Source organism: Streptomyces ossamyceticus, from assembly GCF_001418475.1.
GTDB lineage: Bacteria > Actinomycetota > Actinomycetes > Streptomycetales > Streptomycetaceae > Streptomyces > Streptomyces ossamyceticus.
Genome location: NZ_LIQX01000328.1, coordinates 1 through 20,587 on the forward strand (window position 1 = coordinate 1; position 20,587 = coordinate 20,587).

The following is a 20,587-nucleotide window of genomic DNA, read 5'->3' on the forward strand; positions in this document are numbered from 1 at the left end:
CGGCCCGGCAGCGCCGCCCGCACCTGAAACCAAGTCCTGTGGAAGGCAAGGGAGTTAGAGTCCTTCCGTAGCTGTGACGCGAGTGCGCCGCGGGGGGTGTAGCCCGGACCGCGGCAGTATCGCGTGACGGAAGGGACGCACGCCATGCCGCGTGCCGTGCGGGACCCCCGTGCTCCTGGATCTCCCCGCGCTCCCCGCTCTCCCCGAGCAGGGTCAGGAAGTCGCGGAACGCGCCCGGCATGTCGACCCCCTCAGGGTCCCGCCCGCTGGGAGGACTACCTGCGCTGAGTCCACGACCTGCGGCTGCCGTTCGACAGCAACCCCGCCGAACAGACGATCAGGATGGGAAAACTGCGGATCAAGGTCTCCGGATGTCTGCGGACCCTGCAAGGCGCCCGGGACTTCGCCGCGATCCGCACCTGCCTCGCCACCGCGGCCCGCCAGGACCAGCCCATGCTCGACGTCCTCGTGCAAGCCATGCGAGGCAGCCCCTGGATGCCTGGCGTCACTTGACCACGCCGGCCTCACGACCGGTGATCAAGCACGCCCTTCTAGGATGGCCCGGTGCCGCACTTCGAGATCGTGACAGCCGTCGCCGCACCCCCGGACCGGGTGTTCGAGGCATGCCTCGACGTGGAAGCACACACGCGGTCGATGGCCGATTCGTCGGAGCGGGCGGTCGGCGGCAGGACCCGAGGCGGACTCTCACTCGGCGACACGGTGACCTTCCAGGCCCGCCACTTCGGCCTGACCTGGAGACTCACCGCCCGCATTACGGCGTATGACCCGCCCCGGTGCTTCGTGGACGAGCAGGATGCCGGCCCCTTCAAACGATGGCATCACAGTCATCACTTCGAGTCGGACGGCACTGGCGGCACCGTTATGAGGGACGTCATCGACTTTGCCTCGCCGTTCGGATTCCTCGGACGCGTCGCCGACCGCACTCTCCTGAGCTGGTACATGCCCCGCCTCATCAGAACCCGCAACGCTTACCTCGCCGGCGCTTTGCGCTGAGCCCAGATTGACGATCACCACGCCGTCAGGGGCGGTACAGGGTCCCGGCAACCGCCACAGAGCCGACCGAGCCAAGCCAACCAACCGACGGGCCCACGGCGAGGAACGGCGCCGCCAACGCTCACTCGCCCTTCCGGCTGACGATCCGGTAGGCGATCTCCGCCAGCCGCGCCTGGCCGTCCACGCTGGGGTGGAACCAGTCCCACTGGCTGAGCTGGGCCTGCCCGAAGCGGTAGTCGAAGACCGCGTCCCCGTCGTACCGGCAGTGCCGGTCCTCGGCGCACACGTCCCGCAGCACGTCGTTGTACGCCTCCACACGGTCCTGGACGGCCTCGCGCCGCTCCGTCGCGGCCGTGGTGAGGACATCGGGGTCGGCCAGCATGGACGGGCAGATGCCGAGCTTCCACACCTGCTTGCCGAGCGGGTTCGTCCGGCCCTCGGACCACAGCCGCTTCAGATCGGGCACGCTCGTCACGAACACCTGCGCCTTGGGCAGGCTGTCGCGCAGCGTGTCCATCGCGTCCTCGAAGTCCGCGCGGAAGTCCGCGACCGGGGTCATCTCGTCGGCCGTCGCCCGGCACGCGTCGTTCGCGCCGATCATGACCGTGACCAGCTCCGGCTTGCGGGGCACCGCCCGCGCCACCTGGCTCGGCAGGTCGGCCATCCGGGCTCCGGTGACCGCGTAGTTCCAGCTGCGCTCGGCCGCCCCGGTCCGGCCGAGCAGCCGTACGGCGAGACTGTCCACCGAGGCGTCGCTGCCGGTCGCCCACGACACCTCGGGGCAGTCCGACAGCACCGAGCACGCGTCGAAGCCACGGGTGATGGAGTCCCCGACCGCCACCAGCGAGCGCGGGGTGCTGTCCCAGGCGGGGGTCGGCGACGCGGAGGGCCGGGCCTTCGTGCCGGTGCCCTCGGGGCCGGGGGAGCTGCCGCCGGTGGCGTCGCAGCCGGTCACCGCCAGCAGCGCGGCCGTCAGCACGGCACCGGACACCGCCCTCGAACGGTGGCGTGGCTTCCGCATCCCCTGGTCCCCTCTTCGGTCATCCCCATGCAAGTTCCCACCCTTCCCAACGCGCGAGGGTTCCCGACACGGACGGCGGCCGGGACGGATGTGGCGGACGACGCAACTGATCCAGCCATTCCGGACGTCCCCTCAGATGGCCGAGTTTGTCCGGGGGTCCACCCCCCGATGGCCCAACCGAGGGGTCGGACACGCGTCCCGCCGGGTGAAACCGCGCTGCTTCCCGGCGCCGGCTCCGACGGTACGTCACACTCCCCGCCCCGCCGCACGGTAGCCTCGGCCCGTGGCCGCTCTGCCACTGCCGATCCGTCAAACTGCAAGACGTCCCGCTCTGTGGAGGCCCCGGTGACGACACGTGGAGTTCTGTACGTGCACTCCGCGCCGCGTGCGCTGTGCCCGCACGTCGAGTGGGCCGTCGCGGGCGTTCTGGGCACCCGGGTGAACCTCGACTGGATCCGCCAGCCGGCCGCGCCGGGCACCTGGCGCTCGGAGTTCTCCTGGCAGGGCCGGGCCGGCACCGCCTCCCAGCTCGCCTCCGCGCTCCGCGGCTGGCACCTGCTCCGCTTCGAGGTCACCGGCGAGCCCTGCCCCACCGCCGAGGGCGAGCGCTACAGCTGCACCCCCGACCTGGGCATCTTCCACGCCGTCACCGGCATCCACGGCGACATCCTCATCCCGGAGGACCGCCTGCGCGCGGCCCTGACGAGATCCCAGCGCGGCGAGACGGACCTGGAGGGGGAGATCGCGAGGCTCCTCGGCAAGCCCTGGGACGACGAGCTGGAACCCTTCCGTTACGCGGGAGAGGGCGCCCCGGTCCGCTGGCTCCACCAGGTCGTGTAGACGCCGACACACGGTCCGGCAACGGCGAATGGCCCGAACTCTTCCCAGAGTCCGGGCCATTCGCCGCTGACGCGAGCGTCAGATCGTCCTGAACGCCAGGACCACGTTGTGCCCGCCGAAGCCGAACGAGTCGTTCAGCGCGGCGATCCGGCCCTCCACGGGCAGCTTGCGGGCCTCACCGCGCACCACGTCCGCGTTGGCCTCGGCCTCCGGGTCGAGGTCGTCGACGTTGATCGTCGGCGGAGCCACCCGGTGGTACAGCGCGAGCACCGTCGCGACGGTCTCCACACCACCGGCGCCACCCAGCAGATGCCCGGTCATGGACTTCGTGCCGGACACGGCCATGTGATCGGTGTCGTCGCCGAACACCTTGCGCAGCGCCTTCAGTTCGGCGATGTCACCGGCCGGCGTCGACGTCGCGTGCGCGTTGACGTGCACGATCTCCGCCGGGTCCAGGTCGGTGCGCTCCAGCAGGTGCTCCAGGGCTGCGGCGATGCCCCGCCCCTCCGGCTCGGGCTGCACGATGTCGTGGCCGTCGGCGGAGATGCCCTGCCCGACCGCCTCCGCGTAGACCCGGGCGCCGCGGGCGGCGGCGTGCTCCGCGGACTCCAGGACCACGACGCCGGCGCCCTCACCGAGGACGAAGCCGTCACGGGCGGTGTCGTACGGACGCGACGCGGCCTGCGGGTTCTCGTTGTTCTTGGACATCGCCATCATGTTGCCGAACGCGGCGATGGGCAGCGGGTGGATCGCCGCCTCGGTGCCACCGGCGACCACGACGTCGGCGCGGCCGGTGCGGATCATCTCGATGGCGTAGCCGATGGCCTCGGCGCCAGACGCGCAGGCGGACACGGGGGTGTGCACACCGGCACGGGCCCCCACGTACAGACCGACGTTGGCGGACGGGCCGTTGGGCATCAGCATGGGCACGGTGTGCGGGGACACACGGCGTACGCCCTTGTCCTTCAGCACGTCGTACTGGTCGAGCAGCGTCGTCACGCCACCGATGCCGGAGGCGATGACCGCGCCGACCCGGTCGGCGTCGACGGTGCCGTCGTCGGTGGAGGTCTCGGTGTAACCGGCGTCGGCCCACGCCTCCTTGGCCGCGATCAGCGCGAACTGCGCCGAACGGTCCAGCTTGCGGGCCTGTGGCCGGGGGATGACCTCGAGCGGCTCCACGGCGATCTGCGCCGCGATACGGACCGCCTGGTCGGCGGCCCAGTCCTGCTCCAGGGGGCGGACACCGGACTTGCCGGCCACCAGCCCCTCCCAGGTGGAAGTCGCGTCGCCACCCAGCGGTGTGGTTGCGCCGATACCGGTGACGACCACGGTGCGATTGGTCGAACTCACGGGAATGTTCTCCAACGGTTACGAGGATTCAGCGGCGCCACCGCCGGGTGGCGGGGCAGAAGGACTGATTCCGGGGACCGGGCGGCCGGACGGCCGGACCCGGTCCCGGCGGATCAGGCCTGGTGCTTGAGGATGTAGTCGGTCGCGTCGCCGACGGTCTTGAGGTTCTTGACGTCGTCGTCCGGGATCTTGACGTCGAAGCGCTCTTCGGCGGCGACGACGACCTCGACCATGGACAGGGAGTCGACGTCCAGGTCGTCGGTGAAGGACTTGTCCAGCTGGACGTCCTCGACCGGGATGCCGGCGATCTCGTTCACGATGTCGGCGAGACCGGCGACGATCTCTTCCTGAGTGGCGGCCATGTCGGGCGCTCCTTCGTAGATATCCAGAGGGTGGGCGTTCGCCGCGTCAGCGGCAGGTGTTGCTGTACCGCGCCGGATCGCAAGATCCGGAACGGTTGCCTAGGGGAGGGTAACGACCGTCGCTGCGTACACGAGACCCGCCCCGAAGCCGATGACGAGCGCGGTGTCGCCGCTCTTCGCCTCGCCGGTCGCCAGGAGCCGCTCCATGGCGAGCGGGATCGAGGCGGCCGAGGTGTTGCCGGTGGTGCGCACATCACGGGCGACCGTGACGTGCTCCGGCAGTTTGAGTGTCTTCACCATCGAGTCGATGATCCGCTCGTTGGCCTGGTGAGGGATGAAGACGTCCAGGTCGTCCGGGCTGATCCCGGCCGCGTCCAGCGCCTGCTGAGCGACCTTCGCCATCTCGAACACGGCCCAGCGGAACACCGCCTGGCCTTCCTGGGTGATCGCGGGGAACTTGACGTTGCCCTCGCTGTCCAGCGGGAGGTGGTCGACGTCGCCGGTCCGGAACTCGTTCCACGGCACCGTCTGCTTGATCGTTCCGGCCTTGTCGCCCTCGGAGCCCCAGACCGTGGGGCCGATGTGCGGCTCCTGGGAGGGGCCGACGACGACCGCGCCGGCGCCGTCACCGAAGAGGAACGCGGTGGCCCGGTCCTCCAGGTCGGTGAGGTCCGACAGCCGCTCCACGCCGATGACGAGGACGTACTCCGCGGAGCCCTCGACGACCATGCCCTTGGCGAGGGTCAGGCCGTAGCCGAAGCCCGCGCAGCCGGCGGAGATGTCGAAGGCGGCGGCCTTCGCCGTGCCGAGCTTGTCGGCGATCTCCGTGGCGACGGCCGGGGTCTGGCTGAAGTGCGAGACGGTGGAGACGACCACGGCGCCGATCTGTTCGGCGGTGATGCCGGCGTCCGCGATGGCCTTGCCGGACGCCTCGATCGACATGGCGGCGACGGTCTCCTCGTCGTTCGCCCAGTGCCGGGTCTCGATGCCGGAGCGGGAGCGGATCCACTCGTCGGAGGAGTCGATCCGCTCCAGGATCACGTCGTTGGGCACCACTCGGACCGGGCGGTAGCCGCCGACGCCGAGGATGCGTGCGTACGGGGCGCCCTTGCTCGGCCTGATCTTCGACATTTCTGTCTGGCTCCTAAGGTCTCAGGCGCCCGCCGCGTCAGCGGCAGGTGTCGATGTCTCGGCGATGAGCTCACGAGCGGCGTCGAGGTCGTCGGGAGTCTTGAGGGCCACCGTCCGTACGCCAGGCAGCGCGCGCTTGGCGAGACCGGTGAGCGTACCGCCGGGGCAGACCTCGATCAGGCCGGTCACGCCCAGCTCCTTGAAGGTCTCCATGCACAGGTCCCAGCGGACCGGGTTGGCGACCTGTCCGACCAGCCGCTCCAGCACCTCGGCGCCGGTCGCGACGGCCTTGCCGTCCTTGTTGGAGACATAGGTGACGGTCGGGTCCGCTGGCGACAGGGCCTCGGCGGCCTTGGCGAGCGCGTCCACGGCCGGGCCCATGTGGTGCGTGTGGAAGGCGCCGGCGACCTTGAGCGCCACGACCTTGCGGACGCCCTCGGGCTTGTCCTCCGCGAGGGCGGCCAGCTGCTCCAGGGTGCCCGCGGCCACGATCTGGCCCGCGCCGTTCATGTTCGCCGGGGTCAGCCCCAGCTTCTCCAGATGCGGCACTGTGGTCGCCGGGTCGCCGCCGAGCAGCGCGGACATACCGGTCTCGGTGATCGCGGCGGCCTCGGCCATGGCCAGACCCCGCTTGCGCACGAGGGTCAGCGCGGCCGTGTCGTCGAGGACGCCGGCGAAGGCGGCGGCGGTGATCTCACCGACGCTGTGGCCCGCGACCGCACCGGGGGAGACGTCCCCGAGGGCGGTGGCGGACAGCAGTCCGGCGGCGACCAGCAGCGGCTGGGCGACGGCGGTGTCCCGGATGTCGTCGGCGTCGGCCTGCGTCCCGTAGTGGGCGAGGTCGAGTCCGATGGCGTCCGACCACGCGGCGAGGCGGTCGGCGGCACCGGGGAGTTCGAGCCAAGGGTTCAGGAAGCCGGGCGTCTGGGCGCCCTGGCCGGGAGCGACGAGTACGAGCACTCTCACACTCTCTCTTGGGGACGGCCGAAGCCGCCCGTGAGGACAGGGACGAAGAACAGCAGGGCCTTTTGTAGCCCTTCGACAAAACCCTAGAGCTGGTGATCCCCATCGACCAGACGCCCCAGGATCAGCGCGATCCGCAACGTGAACGCAGAGCGTACATCGGAGGGCGACCAACCGGTGACGTCAGTCACACGTCGGAGCCGGTAGCGCACGGTGTTGGGATGGACGAACAGCATCCGCGCCGCGCCCTCCAAACTGGACGCTTGTTCGAGATACACGCTGAGCGTCTCCAGCAGCGCGGAGCCGGCCTCCTCCAGTGGTCTGTAGATCTCCTCCACCAACTGCTCGCGCGCGTTGGGGTCGCCCGCGATCGCGCGCTCCGGAAGCAGATCGTCCGCCAGCACGGGCCGGGGCGCGTCCTGCCAGGCGGAACAGGCCTTGAGGCCCGCGGCCGCCGCCTGCGCGGACCGGGTCGCCGCCAGCAGGTCGGGCACGATCGGCCCCGCCACGACCGGGCCCGCCGCATACGGGCCGATCAGCGACTTCGCCACCTGCAAGGGGTCGTTGTTGCCGCCGGCGATCACCACGAGGCGGTCGCCGAGCACACCGGTGAGCACCTGGAGCTTGGCGTGCCGGGCCGCCCGGCGGATGGCCTCCACGGTCAGCTCGCTGTCGCCGTCGGGGGCCGTGCCGAGGACTACGCACACATGTTCGGGGGAGTTCCAGCCGAGGGCGGCGGCCCGGCTCACCGCGCCCTCGTCGGCCTCGCCGCTGAGCACCGCGTTCACGACCAGGGACTCCAGGCGGGCGTCCCACGCGCCCCGGGCCTCGGCGGCCTGCGCGTACACCTGGGCGGTGGCGAACGCGATCTCCCGCGCGTACACGAGCAGCGCCTCGCGCAGCACGCTCTCGTCACCGGGGGCCGCGACCTCGTCGATCGCGGACTCCATGACCTCGATGGTCGTCCGCACCATCTCGACGGTCTGGCGGAGCGTGATCGCCCGGGTCAGTTCGCGCGGCGCGGTCCCGAACACGTCCGTCGAGATCGCCTGGGGGGCGTCCGGGTGCCGGAACCACTCCGTGAACGCCGCGATACCCGCCTGGGCGACCAGTCCGATCCACGACCGGTTCTCGGGCGGCATCGCCCGGTACCAGGGCAGCGTCTCGTCCATCCGCGCGATGGCCTGCGCGGCGAGGCTTCCGGACGACTTCTCCAGCCGCTTCAACGTCGCGGAGTGCGCGTGGACGTACGGTGCGGTCTCGGACTTGCTGGCTTCTGGTTCGGGCACGGGACCTAGAGTGCCTCATCAACGGCCCGACATGCGGCGCGGGTCGCTACCGTGGAGTACGTGATGGACGTCAGACGCGCCGGTACGCGCTACCCCGGTGGTGACCCGGAGGCCGGGATCGTCTCCCGGCACGCGTTCTCGTTCGGGGCGCACTACGACCCGGACAACCTCCGGTTCGGGGCGATGATCGCCTGCAACGAGGAGCGGCTCGCGCCGGGCGCCGGGTTCGACGAGCACCCGCACAGCCACACCGAGATCGTCACCTGGGTCGTCGAGGGCGAGCTGACCCACCGCGACACCACCGGCCACGAGACCGTGGTCCGCCCCGGAGACGTCCAGCGGCTCAGCTCGGCGGGCGGCGTCCGGCACGTGGAACGCAACGACGGCACGGAGCCGCTGACCTTCGTGCAGATGTGGCTGGCCCCGACGACCCCCGGCGGCGACCCCGCCTACGAGATCGTCCGCGGCATCGCCGACTCCACCCCGTACGCCGTCCCCGAGGCCGGCGCCATGCTCCACGTCCGCCGCCTGACCGCGCCGGGTGAGCGGGCCGAGGTGCCGGACGCGCCCCGCGCGTATCTGCACGTCGTCCACGGCACGGTCAGGCTCGGGCCGGATGAGCTGGGCCCCGGCGACTCGGTGCGGGTGGAGGGGGAGAAGGGGCTGGAGCTGGTCGGGACGGCCGTACCGGCGGAGGTGCTGGTCTGGGAACTGGGGGAGTGAGACCGGGTCAGCCGTCGCTCTCCGGCTCCTCCGCGTTGCGCCAGATCGTGAGGTCGACCGAGACGTAGTCGCTGGGGTCGCTCTCCGGGGCCTTGCCCTGGTAGGTGACCAGTGCGATGTGGCCGGAGTCGGTGTGCACGCAGAGCTGGGTGCCCTTCGAGAGCTGCGACAGCGACACGCTCTCGGCGAACCGGGTCTCCTCGCGGCAGGTCTTCAGGGACCCCCGTTGGGCGTTGTTCAGCAGAACGATCTTGTCGTTGCCGCTGCGTACCTCGCCGTCGTAGTAGTACAGGTCGCTGTAGTAGATGGAGCCGCTTTCGTCGTCCTGCGGCTTGGGCGGGGAGTCCGCGAACTCCACGTAGTAGTTGTGGGGGATGTTGATGCCCTTGTAGGTGACCGGTTTCGGGTTGGGCAGTGGCTTGCTGCTCGCCGGGCTCGAACCGCCACCGGAGGAGCCGCTCGCGTTGTCGCCCGAGTCGCCGATGCTCTTCAGGACCGAGGCACAGCTGCCGAGCCAGAACAGGCCGAACACCACCGCGACGCCGATGCCGATCCAACTGCCCGCGCTTCGCCGTGGCTTGACGGGAAGCGGGCGCGGGTGCGGCTGCGGATGCCAGGTGTGCGGCGGCTGCGGATAAGGCGCCGGATGCCCGGTCGGCACGGTGTGCGGCCCCGGCTGCGGGTGGTACGCCATGCCCGGCTGCGGCGGGTACGGCGTCGGCGGCGGCCCGGGCGGAGGAGGGGCCGTCGGACCGGAGGGACCGGAGAGCATGGTGGGCGCCGCGTGCGCCGGCGGTGCGGCGTGGCCCACAGCGCCGACGTCCTGCTGGGTCACCGGTGCGGTGGGCGCAACCGGCGGGAGCGCGGCGGTCGGCGCCTGCGCAGCCGTGCTCCGCGCGGCGAGCAACTCCGCCGACGCCGAGACCCGGCGCGTGATGTCGGCGCCGATCGCCTCCGGAAGCCAGGAACCGGACTGGACCAGCGGGGCGGGCGAGGCCTCCTGGCACAGCGCGATGACCTCTTCCGGCGAGGGACGGTCCTCGGGGTTCTTCGCCAGGCAGCGCTCGACGAAGCCGAGTTCGCCGGGGAGACCGGAGAGGTCCGGAGCCTCGTGGACGATGCGGTACAGCACGGCGTGCGAGGGCCCGTCGCCGTACGCGCCGCTGCCCCGCCCCGCGTAGGCCGCCACCTGGCCCAGCGCGAACACGTCCGACGCGGGCGTGATGGGCTTGCCGGCCGCCTGCTCGGGCGACATGAACGCCGGGGTGCCGATGGAGACGCCGGTGCCGGTGAGGGCGGTGGCGTCGGCGGCACGCGCGATGCCGAAGTCGATGACCCGGGGGCCGTCGGAGGCGAGCAGCACATTGGTGGGCTTGAGGTCGCGGTGGACGATGCCAGCGGTGTGGATCACCTTCAGGGCTTCCGCCACTCCGGCGAGCAGCAGCAGAACCGAGGAGACGGGAAGCGCGCCGTGCTCGGCGACGGCGGAGTGCAGCGACGGACCGGGCACATAGGCGGTGGCCAGCCACGGCCGGTCGCCCTCGGTGTCGTAGTCGATGACCGGGGCGGTGTACAGGCCCTGCACCCGCTGGGCGGCCTGCACCTCCTGCCGGAACCTGCGGCGGAACTCGGGGTCCTCGCTCAGTTCCGGCCGGATCGTCTTGAGGGCGATGGGGTGCCCGCCGGGTGTGTACGACAGATAGACCGTGCCCATGCCGCCCGAGCCGAGGCGGGCGGCGAGCCGGTAACCCGCCACGGCTTTCGGGTCGCTGTCGTCCAGCGGACGGAACTGCCCGCCCGTTCGTACCTCGCCCATCGTCTCCCCCGAGGCTCCGCGTCTGCCGTGGCGTGTGTGCATGGGGAGGTTATCCGAGTGGATCAACAGCTCTCATGGGGGGCGCAGTTACGGTGAACCCGGCGAGCACCGCGTCCGACGCGCTCTACCGGCGGAGCCCGTCGACGAAGGCCCGCCAGGCGTCCGGGCCGACGAGCAGGACGGGGCCACCGGCGTTCTTGCTGTCGCGCACCGGGACCGCGCCGGGGAAGCCGTCGGCCACCTCGACGCAGTCGCCGCCGGTGTTTCCGCTGAAGCTGGACTTACGCCACCGTGCTGTCGTCAGGTCGGGGCTGTTCTCCATAACGCTCCTCCATCACACGGGTGATCAACGCCGCCGAAGCCTCAACGGACAGAGCGGCGGCCTGGAGATGAGCGTAACGGCGTGCGGCCTCCCTGATGGTCTCAGGGTTGGCGGTCATGTGACCGGCGATGACGTCCTCGGTGTAGACGACATCAGGGTCCTCCTCGAATCGCAGGAGGTTGAACGACCCGGCCAGACTCGCGTGTTCACCCGCCACGTTCGGCAGCACCTGCACCCGCATCCACCGGTGCCCGGTGAACTCCAACAGCCGGGCCAGTTGGCCCCGCATGACCTCAGGGCCACCGATGGGCCGGTGCAGCACCGCCTCGTCGAGGATCGCCCAGGCCAGCGGCGGCTGCTCCCTCTCCAGGATGCGCTGGCGCTCCATCCGCGCCGCGACCAGGCCGTCGAGGTCGTCCGGCATGCCGGTGGCCAGGACCGCCCGCGCGTACTCCTCCGTCTGCAGCAGCCCGTACACCACCTGCGCCTGGTACGTGGAGATGTAGGTGGCCTTCGCCTCCATCTCCGCGTACGGCTGGAACCAGCTGGGCAGTTGGCTGCGCAGCACGAGGCCGATCAGCCGGGAGAAGACACCGTCCGTGCCGAGCGCCGCGTCCACCCGCTCGGAGAAGTCGCGGGTGGGAATCTTCTTCGTGGTCTCGATCTGTCCGATCAACGAGCCCGTGCAGAAGATGATGTCGCCGAGCTGGCCTTGTTTGAGGCCGTGTGCCTCGCGCTGTCGACGGAGCTCCCAGCCGTAGTAGTCGAGCGGGGAAGCGCTGGGATCGAGTGATTGGATGTTGGCCACCGTGGTGCCTCCGGCCTCCAACGCCTCGCGGCGTTCGTCTCCTTGAGTCACCGAGCGTAAGCGAAGAGTCGCCCCCTGGTGGCGTGAATCACGTAATCGGGCCGCCGGTGAGGTGCGGGCCTCAGCCCCGTGACTCCGCGAGCACCGCGTCCGTGAACGGTGTCCACACCTCGATCGCCCACGGGCCGAACGGCCGGTCCGTCAGGGCGACGCACGCGAGGCCCGCCGTCGGGTCGATCCACAGGAACGTGCCCGACTGGCCGAAGTGGCCGAACGTGCCCGGTGAGGACATCTTCCCGGTCCAGTGCGGAGACTTGGAGTCCCGGATCTCGAAACCGAGGCCCCAGTCGTTGGGGTTCTGGTGCCCGTAGCCCGGCAGCACGCCCTTCGTGCCGGGGTACTGCACGGTCATCGCCTCGGCGACCGTCCGCGGGTCGAGCAGCCGGGGCGCCTGCACCTCGGCGGCGAACCGGACGAGGTCGTCGACGGTGGACACGCCGTCCTTGGCCGGTGAGCCGTCGAGCGTGGTCGCGGTCATCCCCAGCGGCGCGAGGACCGCCTGCCGCAGATACTCGGCGAACGGGATGTCCGTCGCCTTCGCCACATGGTCCCCGAGCACCTCGAACCCGGCGTTGGAGTACAGCCGCCGCTCCCCGGGCGCCGACATCGCCCGGTGCTCGTCGAAGGCCAGCCCCGAGGTGTGCGCCAGCAGATGCCGTACGGTCGACCCCGCGGGCCCGGCCGGTTCGTCCAGCTCGATCGCCCCCTCCTCGTACGCGACGAGCACCGCGTACGCGGCGAGCGGCTTGGTGACCGAGGCCAGCGGGAAACGGTGCCCGGTGGGACCGTGCGAACCGAGGACGGTGCCGTCCGCCCGGACGACGGCCGCGGCGGCCGTGGGGACCGGCCAGTTCTCGATCAGGGCGAGGCTCTGCAAGGACATGCGCACGAGCCTAACCTTCACGTCCTCGTGCTTTCTCACCGTATTCGCTTGCTTGGAGCGCACTCCAAGGTTTTAGCGTGGAGGGCATGACGGTGATGGAGACCACGAGTACCACCAGTACTGCCAGTACCGACAGTTGTGCAGGTCCGCCCCGGCAGCCCCGGCGGCCGGACGGGCAGGACAAGTACACGATCAGCGAGGTCGTCACCCTCACCGGTCTGACGGCGCACACCCTGCGCTGGTACGAGCGGATCGGCCTGATGCCGCACATCGACCGTTCCCACACCGGCCAGCGCCGCTACCGCAACCGCGACCTCGACTGGCTCGACCTCGTCGGCAAGCTCCGGCTCACCGGGATGCCCGTCGCCGACATGGTCCGGTACGCGGAGCTGGTGCGCGAGGGCGACCACACCTACGCCGAGCGCTTCGACCTGCTCAAGTCGACCCGGGACGACGTCCTGTCCCGGATCGCCGAGCTCCAGGACACCCTGGCCGTGCTCGACCGGAAGATCAATTTCTACGCGGACGCCGGGCAGGCCCTGGCGTCGGAGAGGGCCTCATGACGAACGCCGCGAACGGCACCAGTGGCACGACCGGCACGGCCGGCACGAGCGGAGGGGTCGGCGCGCACGGCGCGATCCCGAAGGCACGGCTGGGAGCGAACGGCCCCGAGGTCGGCGTACAGGGCCTCGGCTGCATGGGCATGAGCTTCGCGTACGGCCCCTCGGACGCGGCGGAGTCCCGGGCCACCCTGGAGCGGGCGCTGGAACTGGGCGTCACCCTCTACGACACGGCCCACGCCTACGGCGCGGGGGAGAACGAGCGGTTCCTCTCCCCGTTCCTCAAGGCGCACCGCGACGACGTCGTCATCGCCACGAAGTTCGGCCTGGCCGTGCACCCGGACGACCCGACCAGGCGGATCATCCGCAACGACGCCCCGCACATCCGTGAGTCCGTCGAGGGCAGCCTGCGCCGGCTCGACGTCGAGACGATCGACCTCTACTACATGCACCGCCGGGACGTGGACGTCCCCATCGAGGAGACCGTCGGTGTCATGGCCGAACTGGTCCGCGAGGGCAAGGTGAAGCACCTGGGGCTCAGCGAGGTCACGGCCGGGGAACTCCGTGCCGCGCACGCGGTGCACCCCATCGCCGCCCTCCAGTCCGAGTGGTCCCTCTTCAGCCGGGACATCGAGGCCACCGTGGTCCCCGCGGCCCGTGACCTCGACGTGGCGCTCGTGGCGTACTCCCCGCTCGGCCGGGGCTTCCTCACCGGTTCCTTCGCCAAGGCCGAGGACCTCACCGCCGACGACTTCCGCCGCCACCAGCCCCGCTTCACCGGCGACAACGCCGCCGCGAACGCGGCCCTGCTCGAACCGATCCGCCAGGTCGCCGAGGCGCACGGCGCCTCCCTCGGCCAGGTCGCCCTCGCCTGGGTCCACCACCGGGCCTCCGTGCACGATCTCCCGGTCGTCCCCATTCCGGGCACCCGCAAGCCGGGCCGGATCGAGGAGAACGCCGCGGCCACCGGGCTCGCCCTGACCGAGGCGGACCTCGCCGTACTGGAGCCGATAGCGGCCCAGGTAGCGGGCGACCGCTACCCGGACATGAGGTTCACATCGGCAGGCAGGGAGTAAGGGCAGGGAGTAACAGGCAGGGAGTGGTCCGGGGCTCACAGCTCCGCGAGGAGTTCCGCCTTCTTCGCGCTGAACTCCTCGTCGGTGACCAGCCCCGCCTCGTGCAGCTCCCCCAGGTGCCGGATCCGGTCGGCGATGTCGGCCGGGTCCCGTCGGGGCCCGGCCTCGACCGGAGCCAGGGCCCCGGCGCCCGTGGACCGCGCCGCCGCCAGGACCGCCGCGGCGAACGGCAGCGACTCGTGCACCGGCCCGTACCCCAGCCCGAACACCACGGCGGCCGGATCATGGTCCGGCTGGGGCGGGCGGTCACCGGCGGTGTCCCGCCGCAGCAGCCGCAGATACCCCTCGAAGACCTCCGGCGACCGCCACTCGACGCCGCTCAGCTCGCTCACCGGGAAACTCTGGTCCCCGGCCTTCCACTTCGCCGAGGAGGCACCCGTCCAGGACCACCGGAACGACACCGACCGCCCGTCGAACGACGCCTTGCCGTCGTACGCCTTGAACTGCAACGGCACCTCCGGCGCCGCCACCAGGAAGCGCTCGGCCGGCCCCGAGCCGGTCAGCCGGGCCCGCAGTTCGTCCGCGTAGTACTCGGCGAGGGTCTCCTGCTCGGCCGGCAGCACCAGCCGGTACGGATCGGAGCCCTCCTTCAACTGCTCGGCCGCCGCCTCCATCAGCGGGTCGGCGCCCGGCCGCGGCACGGCCCGCAGGACGACGGTGCCCCGCTTGCCCGGTGCCAGCGTCACCTCCGCGATCGCCTCCAGAGGGACACGTCGCTCGCCGAGCGCCTGGAACAGTTTCGGTGTTCGGATCCCCCGTTCGAAGCGGATGAGCACGGAGTCGGACTCGAACTCCCAGGCGGCATGAAATCCGGCCAGTACGTCACCCATGCGGCTCATCGTATGCGGACGGGGCGGTGAAGTCCCGACCCGTGGCGAACCGCACTCTTACGGCCTCTACGCGCGTCAGGCGGCGCTGCTGTCCGGCAGACCCGCCCGGCACCCGTCGTTCTTCCGCGCGCACTCCACCAAGTGGTAGGCGCCGATCCCGATCTCCGCGAAGTTGTACAGGCTCACGGTCCCGGGCTCGAAGTAGCCGCTGTGTCCCTCGGCGTTGGACGCAGACAGCAGGCGCGCCCCGAACTCCGCCGACATCGGGTCGGTGCCGTGACCGAGCCCGCCGACCTCCAGGTACGGCACGTCCTGGACCCAGTCGTCGGCGTCCCGCATGGCCCACACCCGGGCCGCCGTGCGCAACGAGGAGACCTTCTCGGTCCGCATGCCGGGGCTGCCGGCGACCGCGATGTCCGTGACCCGCGACGGCAGGGAGCGCGCGGCGACCCCGCACACCACCGACCCGTAGCTGTGGCACACCAGGGCGACGGTGGACCCGCCGGGGAGCGCCCTGACCAGCGTGTTCAGCCGGATCGCGCCCTGTTCGGCGCGGAGGGCGGTGGCCGAGTCGAGGCCGAGGCCGTCGGGTGCGGTGTAGTCGGCCCAGGCGATCACGGCGGTACGCGTCCGGGTGCTCGCCGTGCGCTCCGCCCGGTACAGCGCCTCGGCCATGCCGACGGGCGCCGAGTACCGGCGGTTGGTGCGCTGGAAGTTGAGGATGTCGGTGTCGACGCCGGGGACGACGACCGAGACGCGCTCCGCCTTGTCGAGGTCGCCGAAGACCTCGGCGACCCGGCCGGAGCCGTCGGGGTCGAAGGCGAGGATCTGCCGGTCGGCGTCCGCCAGCGAGACGTAGCGGTGCATGCGCCGGGTCGCCTCGTACTGGCCGGTCGCGGAGAGCCGTTCGTCGTGGGTGCGGGCCCGTTCGCGCTTGGTCTGCTGCCGGAGCGCGATGCGGTTGGCGCGGTAGCGCAGCTCGACGGGGGCGCCGTTCATGTTGCCCACCGCGAGCGGGTAGCGGTGGGCGAGCCGCCGCTGCTGCCGATCGGTGAGCGAGTCGAAGAAGGCGGTCAGCCGGTGCGGGGACGACTCCGCGTCGGGCAGTTCACGCCCGTCGAGGTGTCCGTGGCGCCACGCGGAGAGCGACGCCTGTAGCGGCGACTCCCCTCGATGACTGCGGATCGCCGTCCAGCCGGTGGTCGCCAGCATCACGAAAACGACGGCCAGCGCCAGCAGTGCGCGCCAGACGTTCAGTTGCGGGGAGGAGTCGAAGGAAGTCACTGAAAGGACACACTAAGAGAACGGAAGGGTCTCGCGTTAACCGAGTGAGAGGGATCACGTTTCGAGCGGGCCTGTTCCGCGCGGTGCGCAGAGAACGTCCCGAAGATGGCGTGATGAGGGGATTTCAGCTGTTCCGCCATTTCTCGGCGAGCGAGGGTCGTACGGCGTCGAGATGGGCGGCGGTCAACTCCCGCATCGCCTCCATGCTGAGGTCGCCGCCCATGGCCCACAGGCGTTCGGTGACGCGCATGACCCCGGCGAAGACGGCCACCGCCACCCGCGGCCGGGGGTCGGTGCGCACATCGAGTCCCTCGCGCTCGGCGACGATCGCCTCGATCTCGCGGGCCACCTCGTCCGCGCGGCGCAGATGCGCGGCGAGCAGCGCGGGCGTCGACTCGATCATCCCGTAGCTGCGCAGATAGAGGTCGACGGGGACGATCCGCGCGACGGCCTCGCCGATGGCGTCCCAGCCCTCCAGGACGGCGTTGCGCAGGGCCTCCAGCGGGGCCTCGTGCGCGGGCCGGGCCCGCAGCGCCGCGACGAAGTGCTCCTGGCTCAGGTCGATGACCGCGAGGGCGGCCTCCTCCTTGCCGGCGAAGTAGCGGAAGAAGGTGCGCTGCGAGACGTCCACGGCCTCGGCGATCTCGTCGACGGTCGTCGCCTCGTACCCCTGGGTCGTGAACAGCTCCAGGGCGGCCCGCAGCAGCGCGTCATGGGTGCGCTGCTTCTTCCGTTCGCGCAGCCCGGGGCGTTCCGCCGCCGTCGCCTCCGCCGTCTCCATGAACCCTCTTCTCCACCCGGTCCGTGCTCCGAGTGACGTGACAGTTACCGACTTGTGAACTCGTTTGTCAACTGTCAGTGGCTGTCACTAGCCTCGCCCGCATGACTAGTCAGACCACTGTCGACAAGACGGGACCGGGGGGCCAGGCGCCAGCAGCCCCGTCGGACCCGACACCGGGCCAGGGGCGGGGCCTGCGCGGCCACCCGTGGTTCACCCTCCTCACCGTGGCCGTGGGCGTCATGATGGTCGCCCTCGACGGCACCATCGTCGCCATCGCCAACCCGGCCATCGCGGACGACCTCAAGGCGAGCTTCGCCGAGGTCCAGTGGATCACCAACGCGTACTTCCTCGCGCTGGCGGTCACCCTCATCACCGCGGGCAAGCTGGGCGACCGCTTCGGCCACCGCCAGACCTTCCTCATCGGTGTCGTCGGCTTCGCCGCCGCCTCCGGTGCCATCGGCCTGTCGAACTCGGTCGCCTTCGTGGTGACCTTCCGGGTCTTCCAGGGCCTGTTCGGCGCGCTGCTCATGCCGGCCGCGCTCGGTCTGCTCCGCGCCACCTTCCCCGCCGAGAAGCTCAACATGGCGATCGGCATCTGGGGCATGGTCATCGGCGCCTCCACCGCGGGCGGCCCGATCCTCGGCGGCTTCCTCGTCGAGAACGTCAGCTGGCAGTCCGTGTTCTGGATCAACGTCCCCGTCGGCGTCCTCGCCGTCGCCCTCGGCGCGTGGATCCTCCTCGACCACCGCGCCGAGAACGCCCCGCGCTCCTTCGACGTCCTCGGCATAGCCCTGCTCTCCGGAGCCATGTTCTGCCTGGTCTGGGCGCTCATCAAGGCCCCCGAGTGGGGCTGGGGCTCCGGCACGACCTGGACGTTCGTCGCGGCGTCCCTCGTCCTGTTCGCCCTCTTCGGCTTCTGGGAAACCAGGGTGAAGGAGCCCCTGATCCCGCTGGGCCTCTTCCGCTCCGTACCGCTCTCCGCGGGTGTGGTCCTGATGGTCCTGATGGCCATCGCCTTCATGGGCGGCCTGTTCTTCGTGACGTTCTACCTCCAGAACGTGCACGGGATGAGCCCCATCGACGCCGGTCTGCACCTGCTGCCGCTCACCGGCATGATGATCGTCGGCTCGCCCCTGGCCGGCGCGCTGATCACCAAGGCCGGACCGCGTATCCCGCTGGCCGGTGGCATGGCCTGCACCGCGATCGCCATGTACGGCATGTCGACCCTGGAGACCGACACCGGCAGCGCCGTGATGTCCCTCTGGTTCGCGCTGCTCGGCCTCGGCCTCGCCCCGGTGATGGTCGGCGCCACCGAGGTCATCGTCGGCAACGCGCCGCTGGAGCTGTCCGGTGTCGCCGGTGGTCTCCAGCAGGCCGCCATGCAGATCGGCGGCAGCCTCGGTACGGCCGTCCTGGGCGCCGTGATGGCCTCCAAGGTCGACGGCGACCTGCCGGGCAACTGGGCGGACGCCGGTCTCCCGCCGCTCACGGGCGACCAGCTCGACAAGGCGTCCGAGGCCGTCCAGGTCGGCGTGCCCCCGGTCGCCGAGGGGACCCCGCCGGAGATCGCCGCGAAGATCGCCACGGTCGCGCACGACACGTTCATGTCCGGCATGGGCCTGGCGTCGCTCGTCGCCGCCGGGGTGGCGGCCGTCGCCGTACTGGTCGCGTTCCTGACCAAGCGGGGCGAGAACGCGGAGGCGGGCGCCGGGGCGGCGCACATCTGATCTCCCCGGCGCTTCATGCGCGGGTTTCCGCCCGCGTTCGCCTATCAGGGTGACAAGGCTGAAGATCACTTCCAGCTGATGCGCGCCGCAGGTCACAGTAAGTCAAGTCCTCCGCACGGCACGGGTGTTCGACGGCGGAGGGGTGTGAGGTCCGGGGCGCGCTGCCGGAGGGGGGCAGCGCGCTCGGGCACGTCCGTCAACACTCCGTGGTTTCAACCCTCATCGGGGGGTACCCGGCACTTCGTACCCGAACTGACGGCGAAGTTCAGGGAGTTGTTGACGATGGCGGGTTTCGGACACAGTACGCGCAGGCACCCCCGCTCACGTGGCCGGACGTGGTCACGGACCGGGCCGGATCGCGCGACCCTCGGCATCATCGGAGTCATCTGCGCGATCGCGGGATTCTTCGTCCTGGGGATCATCCTCGGTCCCGTCGCGATCGTCTGCGGCTGGCTGGCCATGAACCGCAGCTGGTCCGGCACCCGCTCCGTCCCCGCCCTCATCGCGGTCGTTCTGGGTGCCATAGACACACTCCTGGCCATCCTCTGGCTGGCCGGCACAGCCACTCCCGGGGCCGGACTCTTCTGACCCACAGGAGTGCGGGGAAAGGGCAGGGGCCCTCGGCGACGACAGCCGAGGGCCCCTTCTCCAGTCGGCGCAGGTGAAGCAAAGCCAGGGGCGCGGGGAACCGCGCAATGGGCCGACGACAGCTGGTCCCTCTCCCGACACCGGGCAGTGCAGCAAGGCTGGGGGCGCGGGGAACTGCGCAATCGGCCGGCGAAAGCGGACGGCTCCCTTCCTGCCCCGGCACGGCGCAGCGGACCTCAGGGGCGCGGGGAACTGCGCGACCGGCCGCGACGCACCCGCACGCGCCCAGGCACACGCGCCCCCACGGCCCTCGGCGCTCTTGCGACACCTCGGTCAGCGCCGCTGCTCCGGCACCGCCCTCCCCGACCGCAGCGCCATCACCTCGGCCCGCAGCAGCCGTACCTCCTCGGTCAGCTCCGCGATCGCCGCGGTCTGCCGCCGCTCCTCCTCGTCGTCCTTCTCGAACCGCGCTATGAACCACGCGGCGATGTTCGCGGTCACCACACCGAGCAGCGCGATCCCCGACAGCATCAGCCCCACGGCCAGCACCCGCCCCAGCCCGGTCGTCGGCGCGTGGTCCCCGTACCCCACGGTCGTCATCGTCGTGAACGACCACCACACGGCGTCGCCCAACGTGTGGATGTTCCCGTTCGGGGAGTCCCGTTCCACGGAGAGCACGGCCAGCGACCCGAACATCAGCAGCCCGATCAGTGACCCGCCGACATAGGTCGTGAACCGTATCTGCGAGGCCATCCGCGCCCGCTGCCCGAGCAGCAGCAGGGTCGCCACCAACCGCAGAAGCCGCAGCGGCTGGACCATCGGCAGCAGCACCGCGCACAGGTCCAGCCAGCGCGACCGCACGAACTCCCACCGCCGCTCAGCGAGACCGAGCCGTATCGCGTAGTCGAACGCGAAGGCCCCCCACACGCCCCACTCGGCGACATCGCACCACCACCTCACGTCCGGGCTCGCGTCCGGCCGGACGATCGGCACCGCGTACGCGACGGCGAACACCGCGGCCAGACCGAACAGCGGCCGCTGCGTCTTCTGTTCCCACCGGATCTGCGCCGAGGCGACTCGCTCTTTCATGGGCGCATCG

22 protein-coding genes are annotated in these 20,587 nt (G+C 70.9%); 8 read left to right on the plus strand and 14 right to left on the minus strand.

What is annotated here, in order from left to right; genetic code table 11:
* Nucleotides 1-342 precede the first annotated feature (342 nt).
* The gene (locus tag AOK15_RS44175) at nt 343-513 is read left to right on the plus strand and encodes a hypothetical protein (protein WP_055520182.1); all 171 of its coding nucleotides are present in this window, start codon (nt 343-345) and stop codon (nt 511-513) included.
* Between the two features lie 51 nt (nt 514-564).
* Nucleotides 565-1,014, plus strand: a complete 450-nt coding sequence (locus AOK15_RS23845; RefSeq protein ID WP_055520184.1) for an SRPBCC family protein — start codon at nt 565-567, stop codon at nt 1,012-1,014.
* A 121-nt stretch (nt 1,015-1,135) separates the two neighbouring features.
* Here the strand turns inward: AOK15_RS23845 and AOK15_RS23850 are convergent, their stop codons facing one another.
* Nucleotides 1,136-2,035, minus strand: a complete 900-nt coding sequence (locus tag AOK15_RS23850; RefSeq protein WP_205632216.1) for an SGNH/GDSL hydrolase family protein — start codon at nt 2,033-2,035, stop codon at nt 1,136-1,138.
* Between the two features lie 345 nt (nt 2,036-2,380).
* Between AOK15_RS23850 and AOK15_RS23855 the strand changes: the two genes are divergently transcribed.
* Nucleotides 2,381-2,875, plus strand: a complete 495-nt coding sequence (locus AOK15_RS23855) for a DUF3145 domain-containing protein (protein ID WP_055520189.1) — start codon at nt 2,381-2,383, stop codon at nt 2,873-2,875.
* Nucleotides 2,876-2,953: 78 nt separating this feature from the next.
* Here AOK15_RS23855 and AOK15_RS23860 read toward each other — a convergent pair whose 3' ends face one another.
* The 5 genes from AOK15_RS23860 to fasR all read right to left on the minus strand — a co-directional run bounded on the left by AOK15_RS23860 (nt 2,954) and on the right by fasR (nt 7,970).
* Nucleotides 2,954-4,225: a beta-ketoacyl-[acyl-carrier-protein] synthase family protein gene (locus AOK15_RS23860; protein WP_055520191.1), complete on the minus strand. Its 1,272-nt coding sequence runs from the start codon at nt 4,223-4,225 to the stop codon at nt 2,954-2,956.
* Nucleotides 4,226-4,338: 113 nt separating this feature from the next.
* On the minus strand, nt 4,339-4,587 hold the full coding sequence (locus AOK15_RS23865) for an acyl carrier protein (RefSeq protein WP_007381745.1): 249 nt from the start codon (nt 4,585-4,587) through the stop codon (nt 4,339-4,341).
* A 99-nt stretch (nt 4,588-4,686) separates the two neighbouring features.
* Nucleotides 4,687-5,718: a ketoacyl-ACP synthase III gene (locus AOK15_RS23870; protein ID WP_055520193.1), complete on the minus strand. Its 1,032-nt coding sequence runs from the start codon at nt 5,716-5,718 to the stop codon at nt 4,687-4,689.
* A 21-nt stretch (nt 5,719-5,739) separates the two neighbouring features.
* Nucleotides 5,740-6,678 (minus strand): ACP S-malonyltransferase, encoded by a 939-nt coding sequence (locus tag AOK15_RS23875; RefSeq protein WP_055520194.1) that lies wholly within the window; start codon nt 6,676-6,678, stop codon nt 5,740-5,742.
* An 89-nt stretch (nt 6,679-6,767) separates the two neighbouring features.
* A complete protein-coding gene (gene fasR, locus AOK15_RS23880) occupies nt 6,768-7,970 on the minus strand; it encodes a fatty acid biosynthesis transcriptional regulator FasR (RefSeq protein ID WP_055520196.1) in 1,203 nt (400 codons plus the stop codon).
* 63 nt (nt 7,971-8,033) lie between these two features.
* Between fasR and AOK15_RS23885 the strand changes: the two genes are divergently transcribed.
* Nucleotides 8,034-8,693, plus strand: coding sequence for a pirin family protein (locus AOK15_RS23885; protein ID WP_107099500.1), 660 nt, complete (start codon nt 8,034-8,036; stop codon nt 8,691-8,693).
* 7 nt (nt 8,694-8,700) lie between these two features.
* Here AOK15_RS23885 and AOK15_RS23890 read toward each other — a convergent pair whose 3' ends face one another.
* The 4 genes from AOK15_RS23890 to AOK15_RS23905 all read right to left on the minus strand — a co-directional run bounded on the left by AOK15_RS23890 (nt 8,701) and on the right by AOK15_RS23905 (nt 12,582).
* Nucleotides 8,701-10,509: a protein kinase domain-containing protein gene (locus tag AOK15_RS23890; RefSeq protein WP_055520198.1), complete on the minus strand. Its 1,809-nt coding sequence runs from the start codon at nt 10,507-10,509 to the stop codon at nt 8,701-8,703.
* Nucleotides 10,510-10,633: 124 nt separating this feature from the next.
* On the minus strand, nt 10,634-10,831 hold the full coding sequence (locus AOK15_RS23895; protein WP_055520199.1) for a DUF397 domain-containing protein: 198 nt from the start codon (nt 10,829-10,831) through the stop codon (nt 10,634-10,636).
* Nucleotides 10,791-11,639 carry a helix-turn-helix domain-containing protein gene (locus AOK15_RS23900; protein ID WP_055520227.1) on the minus strand — a complete coding sequence of 283 codons (849 nt, stop codon included), beginning with the start codon at nt 11,637-11,639 and terminating at the stop codon, nt 10,791-10,793. The genes AOK15_RS23895 and AOK15_RS23900 overlap by 41 nt, the downstream gene beginning before the upstream one ends.
* Nucleotides 11,640-11,760: 121 nt before the next feature.
* On the minus strand, nt 11,761-12,582 hold the full coding sequence (locus AOK15_RS23905; protein WP_055520200.1) for a serine hydrolase domain-containing protein: 822 nt from the start codon (nt 12,580-12,582) through the stop codon (nt 11,761-11,763).
* Nucleotides 12,583-12,668: 86 nt separating this feature from the next.
* Here AOK15_RS23905 and AOK15_RS23910 point away from each other — a divergent pair, with 86 nt between their 5' ends.
* Nucleotides 12,669-13,145 (plus strand): MerR family transcriptional regulator, encoded by a 477-nt coding sequence (locus AOK15_RS23910; RefSeq protein ID WP_055520201.1) that lies wholly within the window; start codon nt 12,669-12,671, stop codon nt 13,143-13,145.
* On the plus strand, nt 13,142-14,218 hold the full coding sequence (locus AOK15_RS23915) for an aldo/keto reductase (protein ID WP_079058656.1): 1,077 nt from the start codon (nt 13,142-13,144) through the stop codon (nt 14,216-14,218). The genes AOK15_RS23910 and AOK15_RS23915 overlap by 4 nt, the downstream gene beginning before the upstream one ends.
* Before the next feature lie 35 nt (nt 14,219-14,253).
* Here AOK15_RS23915 and AOK15_RS23920 read toward each other — a convergent pair whose 3' ends face one another.
* From AOK15_RS23920 to AOK15_RS23930, 3 genes are all read right to left on the minus strand, one after another.
* Nucleotides 14,254-15,108, minus strand: coding sequence for a DUF4429 domain-containing protein (locus AOK15_RS23920; protein ID WP_055520203.1), 855 nt, complete (start codon nt 15,106-15,108; stop codon nt 14,254-14,256).
* Between the two features lie 75 nt (nt 15,109-15,183).
* Nucleotides 15,184-16,392: an alpha/beta hydrolase gene (locus tag AOK15_RS23925; RefSeq protein WP_055520204.1), complete on the minus strand. Its 1,209-nt coding sequence runs from the start codon at nt 16,390-16,392 to the stop codon at nt 15,184-15,186.
* Between the two features lie 124 nt (nt 16,393-16,516).
* Nucleotides 16,517-17,173: a TetR family transcriptional regulator gene (locus tag AOK15_RS23930; RefSeq protein WP_055520207.1), complete on the minus strand. Its 657-nt coding sequence runs from the start codon at nt 17,171-17,173 to the stop codon at nt 16,517-16,519.
* 101 nt (nt 17,174-17,274) lie between these two features.
* Here AOK15_RS23930 and AOK15_RS23935 point away from each other — a divergent pair, with 101 nt between their 5' ends.
* Complete coding sequence (locus AOK15_RS23935) at nt 17,275-18,900, plus strand: MFS transporter (protein ID WP_055520209.1); 1,626 nt, start codon at nt 17,275-17,277, stop codon at nt 18,898-18,900.
* 282 nt (nt 18,901-19,182) lie between these two features.
* On the plus strand, nt 19,183-19,488 hold the full coding sequence (locus AOK15_RS23940) for a hypothetical protein (RefSeq protein WP_055520211.1): 306 nt from the start codon (nt 19,183-19,185) through the stop codon (nt 19,486-19,488).
* A 333-nt stretch (nt 19,489-19,821) separates the two neighbouring features.
* On the opposite strand, the gene AOK15_RS23945 is transcribed toward AOK15_RS23940, so the two are convergent.
* On the minus strand, nt 19,822-20,577 hold the full coding sequence (locus tag AOK15_RS23945) for a potassium channel family protein (protein ID WP_055520213.1): 756 nt from the start codon (nt 20,575-20,577) through the stop codon (nt 19,822-19,824).
* Nucleotides 20,578-20,587: the final 10 nt, after the last annotated feature.

Bases quoted from the DNA above. Each gene is read 5' to 3' on its own strand.
- AOK15_RS44175 (WP_055520182.1), top strand. From the start codon at position 343: ATGGGAAAACTGCGGATCAAGGTCTCCGGATGTCTGCGGACCCTGCAA.
- AOK15_RS23850 (WP_205632216.1), bottom strand. From the start codon at position 2,035: ATGCGGAAGCCACGCCACCGTTCGAGGGCGGTGTCCGGTGCCGTGCTG.
- AOK15_RS23865 (WP_007381745.1), bottom strand. From the start codon at position 4,587: ATGGCCGCCACTCAGGAAGAGATCGTCGCCGGTCTCGCCGACATCGTG.
- AOK15_RS23870 (WP_055520193.1), bottom strand. From the start codon at position 5,718: ATGTCGAAGATCAGGCCGAGCAAGGGCGCCCCGTACGCACGCATCCTC.
- AOK15_RS23885 (WP_107099500.1), top strand. From the start codon at position 8,034: ATGGACGTCAGACGCGCCGGTACGCGCTACCCCGGTGGTGACCCGGAG.
- AOK15_RS23890 (WP_055520198.1), bottom strand. From the start codon at position 10,509: ATGGGCGAGGTACGAACGGGCGGGCAGTTCCGTCCGCTGGACGACAGC.
- AOK15_RS23895 (WP_055520199.1), bottom strand. From the start codon at position 10,831: ATGGAGAACAGCCCCGACCTGACGACAGCACGGTGGCGTAAGTCCAGC.
- AOK15_RS23905 (WP_055520200.1), bottom strand. From the start codon at position 12,582: ATGTCCTTGCAGAGCCTCGCCCTGATCGAGAACTGGCCGGTCCCCACG.
- AOK15_RS23910 (WP_055520201.1), top strand. From the start codon at position 12,669: ATGACGGTGATGGAGACCACGAGTACCACCAGTACTGCCAGTACCGAC.
- AOK15_RS23915 (WP_079058656.1), top strand. From the start codon at position 13,142: ATGACGAACGCCGCGAACGGCACCAGTGGCACGACCGGCACGGCCGGC.
- AOK15_RS23920 (WP_055520203.1), bottom strand. From the start codon at position 15,108: ATGGGTGACGTACTGGCCGGATTTCATGCCGCCTGGGAGTTCGAGTCC.
- AOK15_RS23930 (WP_055520207.1), bottom strand. From the start codon at position 17,173: ATGGAGACGGCGGAGGCGACGGCGGCGGAACGCCCCGGGCTGCGCGAA.
- AOK15_RS23935 (WP_055520209.1), top strand. From the start codon at position 17,275: ATGACTAGTCAGACCACTGTCGACAAGACGGGACCGGGGGGCCAGGCG.
- AOK15_RS23940 (WP_055520211.1), top strand. From the start codon at position 19,183: ATGGCGGGTTTCGGACACAGTACGCGCAGGCACCCCCGCTCACGTGGC.
- AOK15_RS23945 (WP_055520213.1), bottom strand. From the start codon at position 20,577: ATGAAAGAGCGAGTCGCCTCGGCGCAGATCCGGTGGGAACAGAAGACG.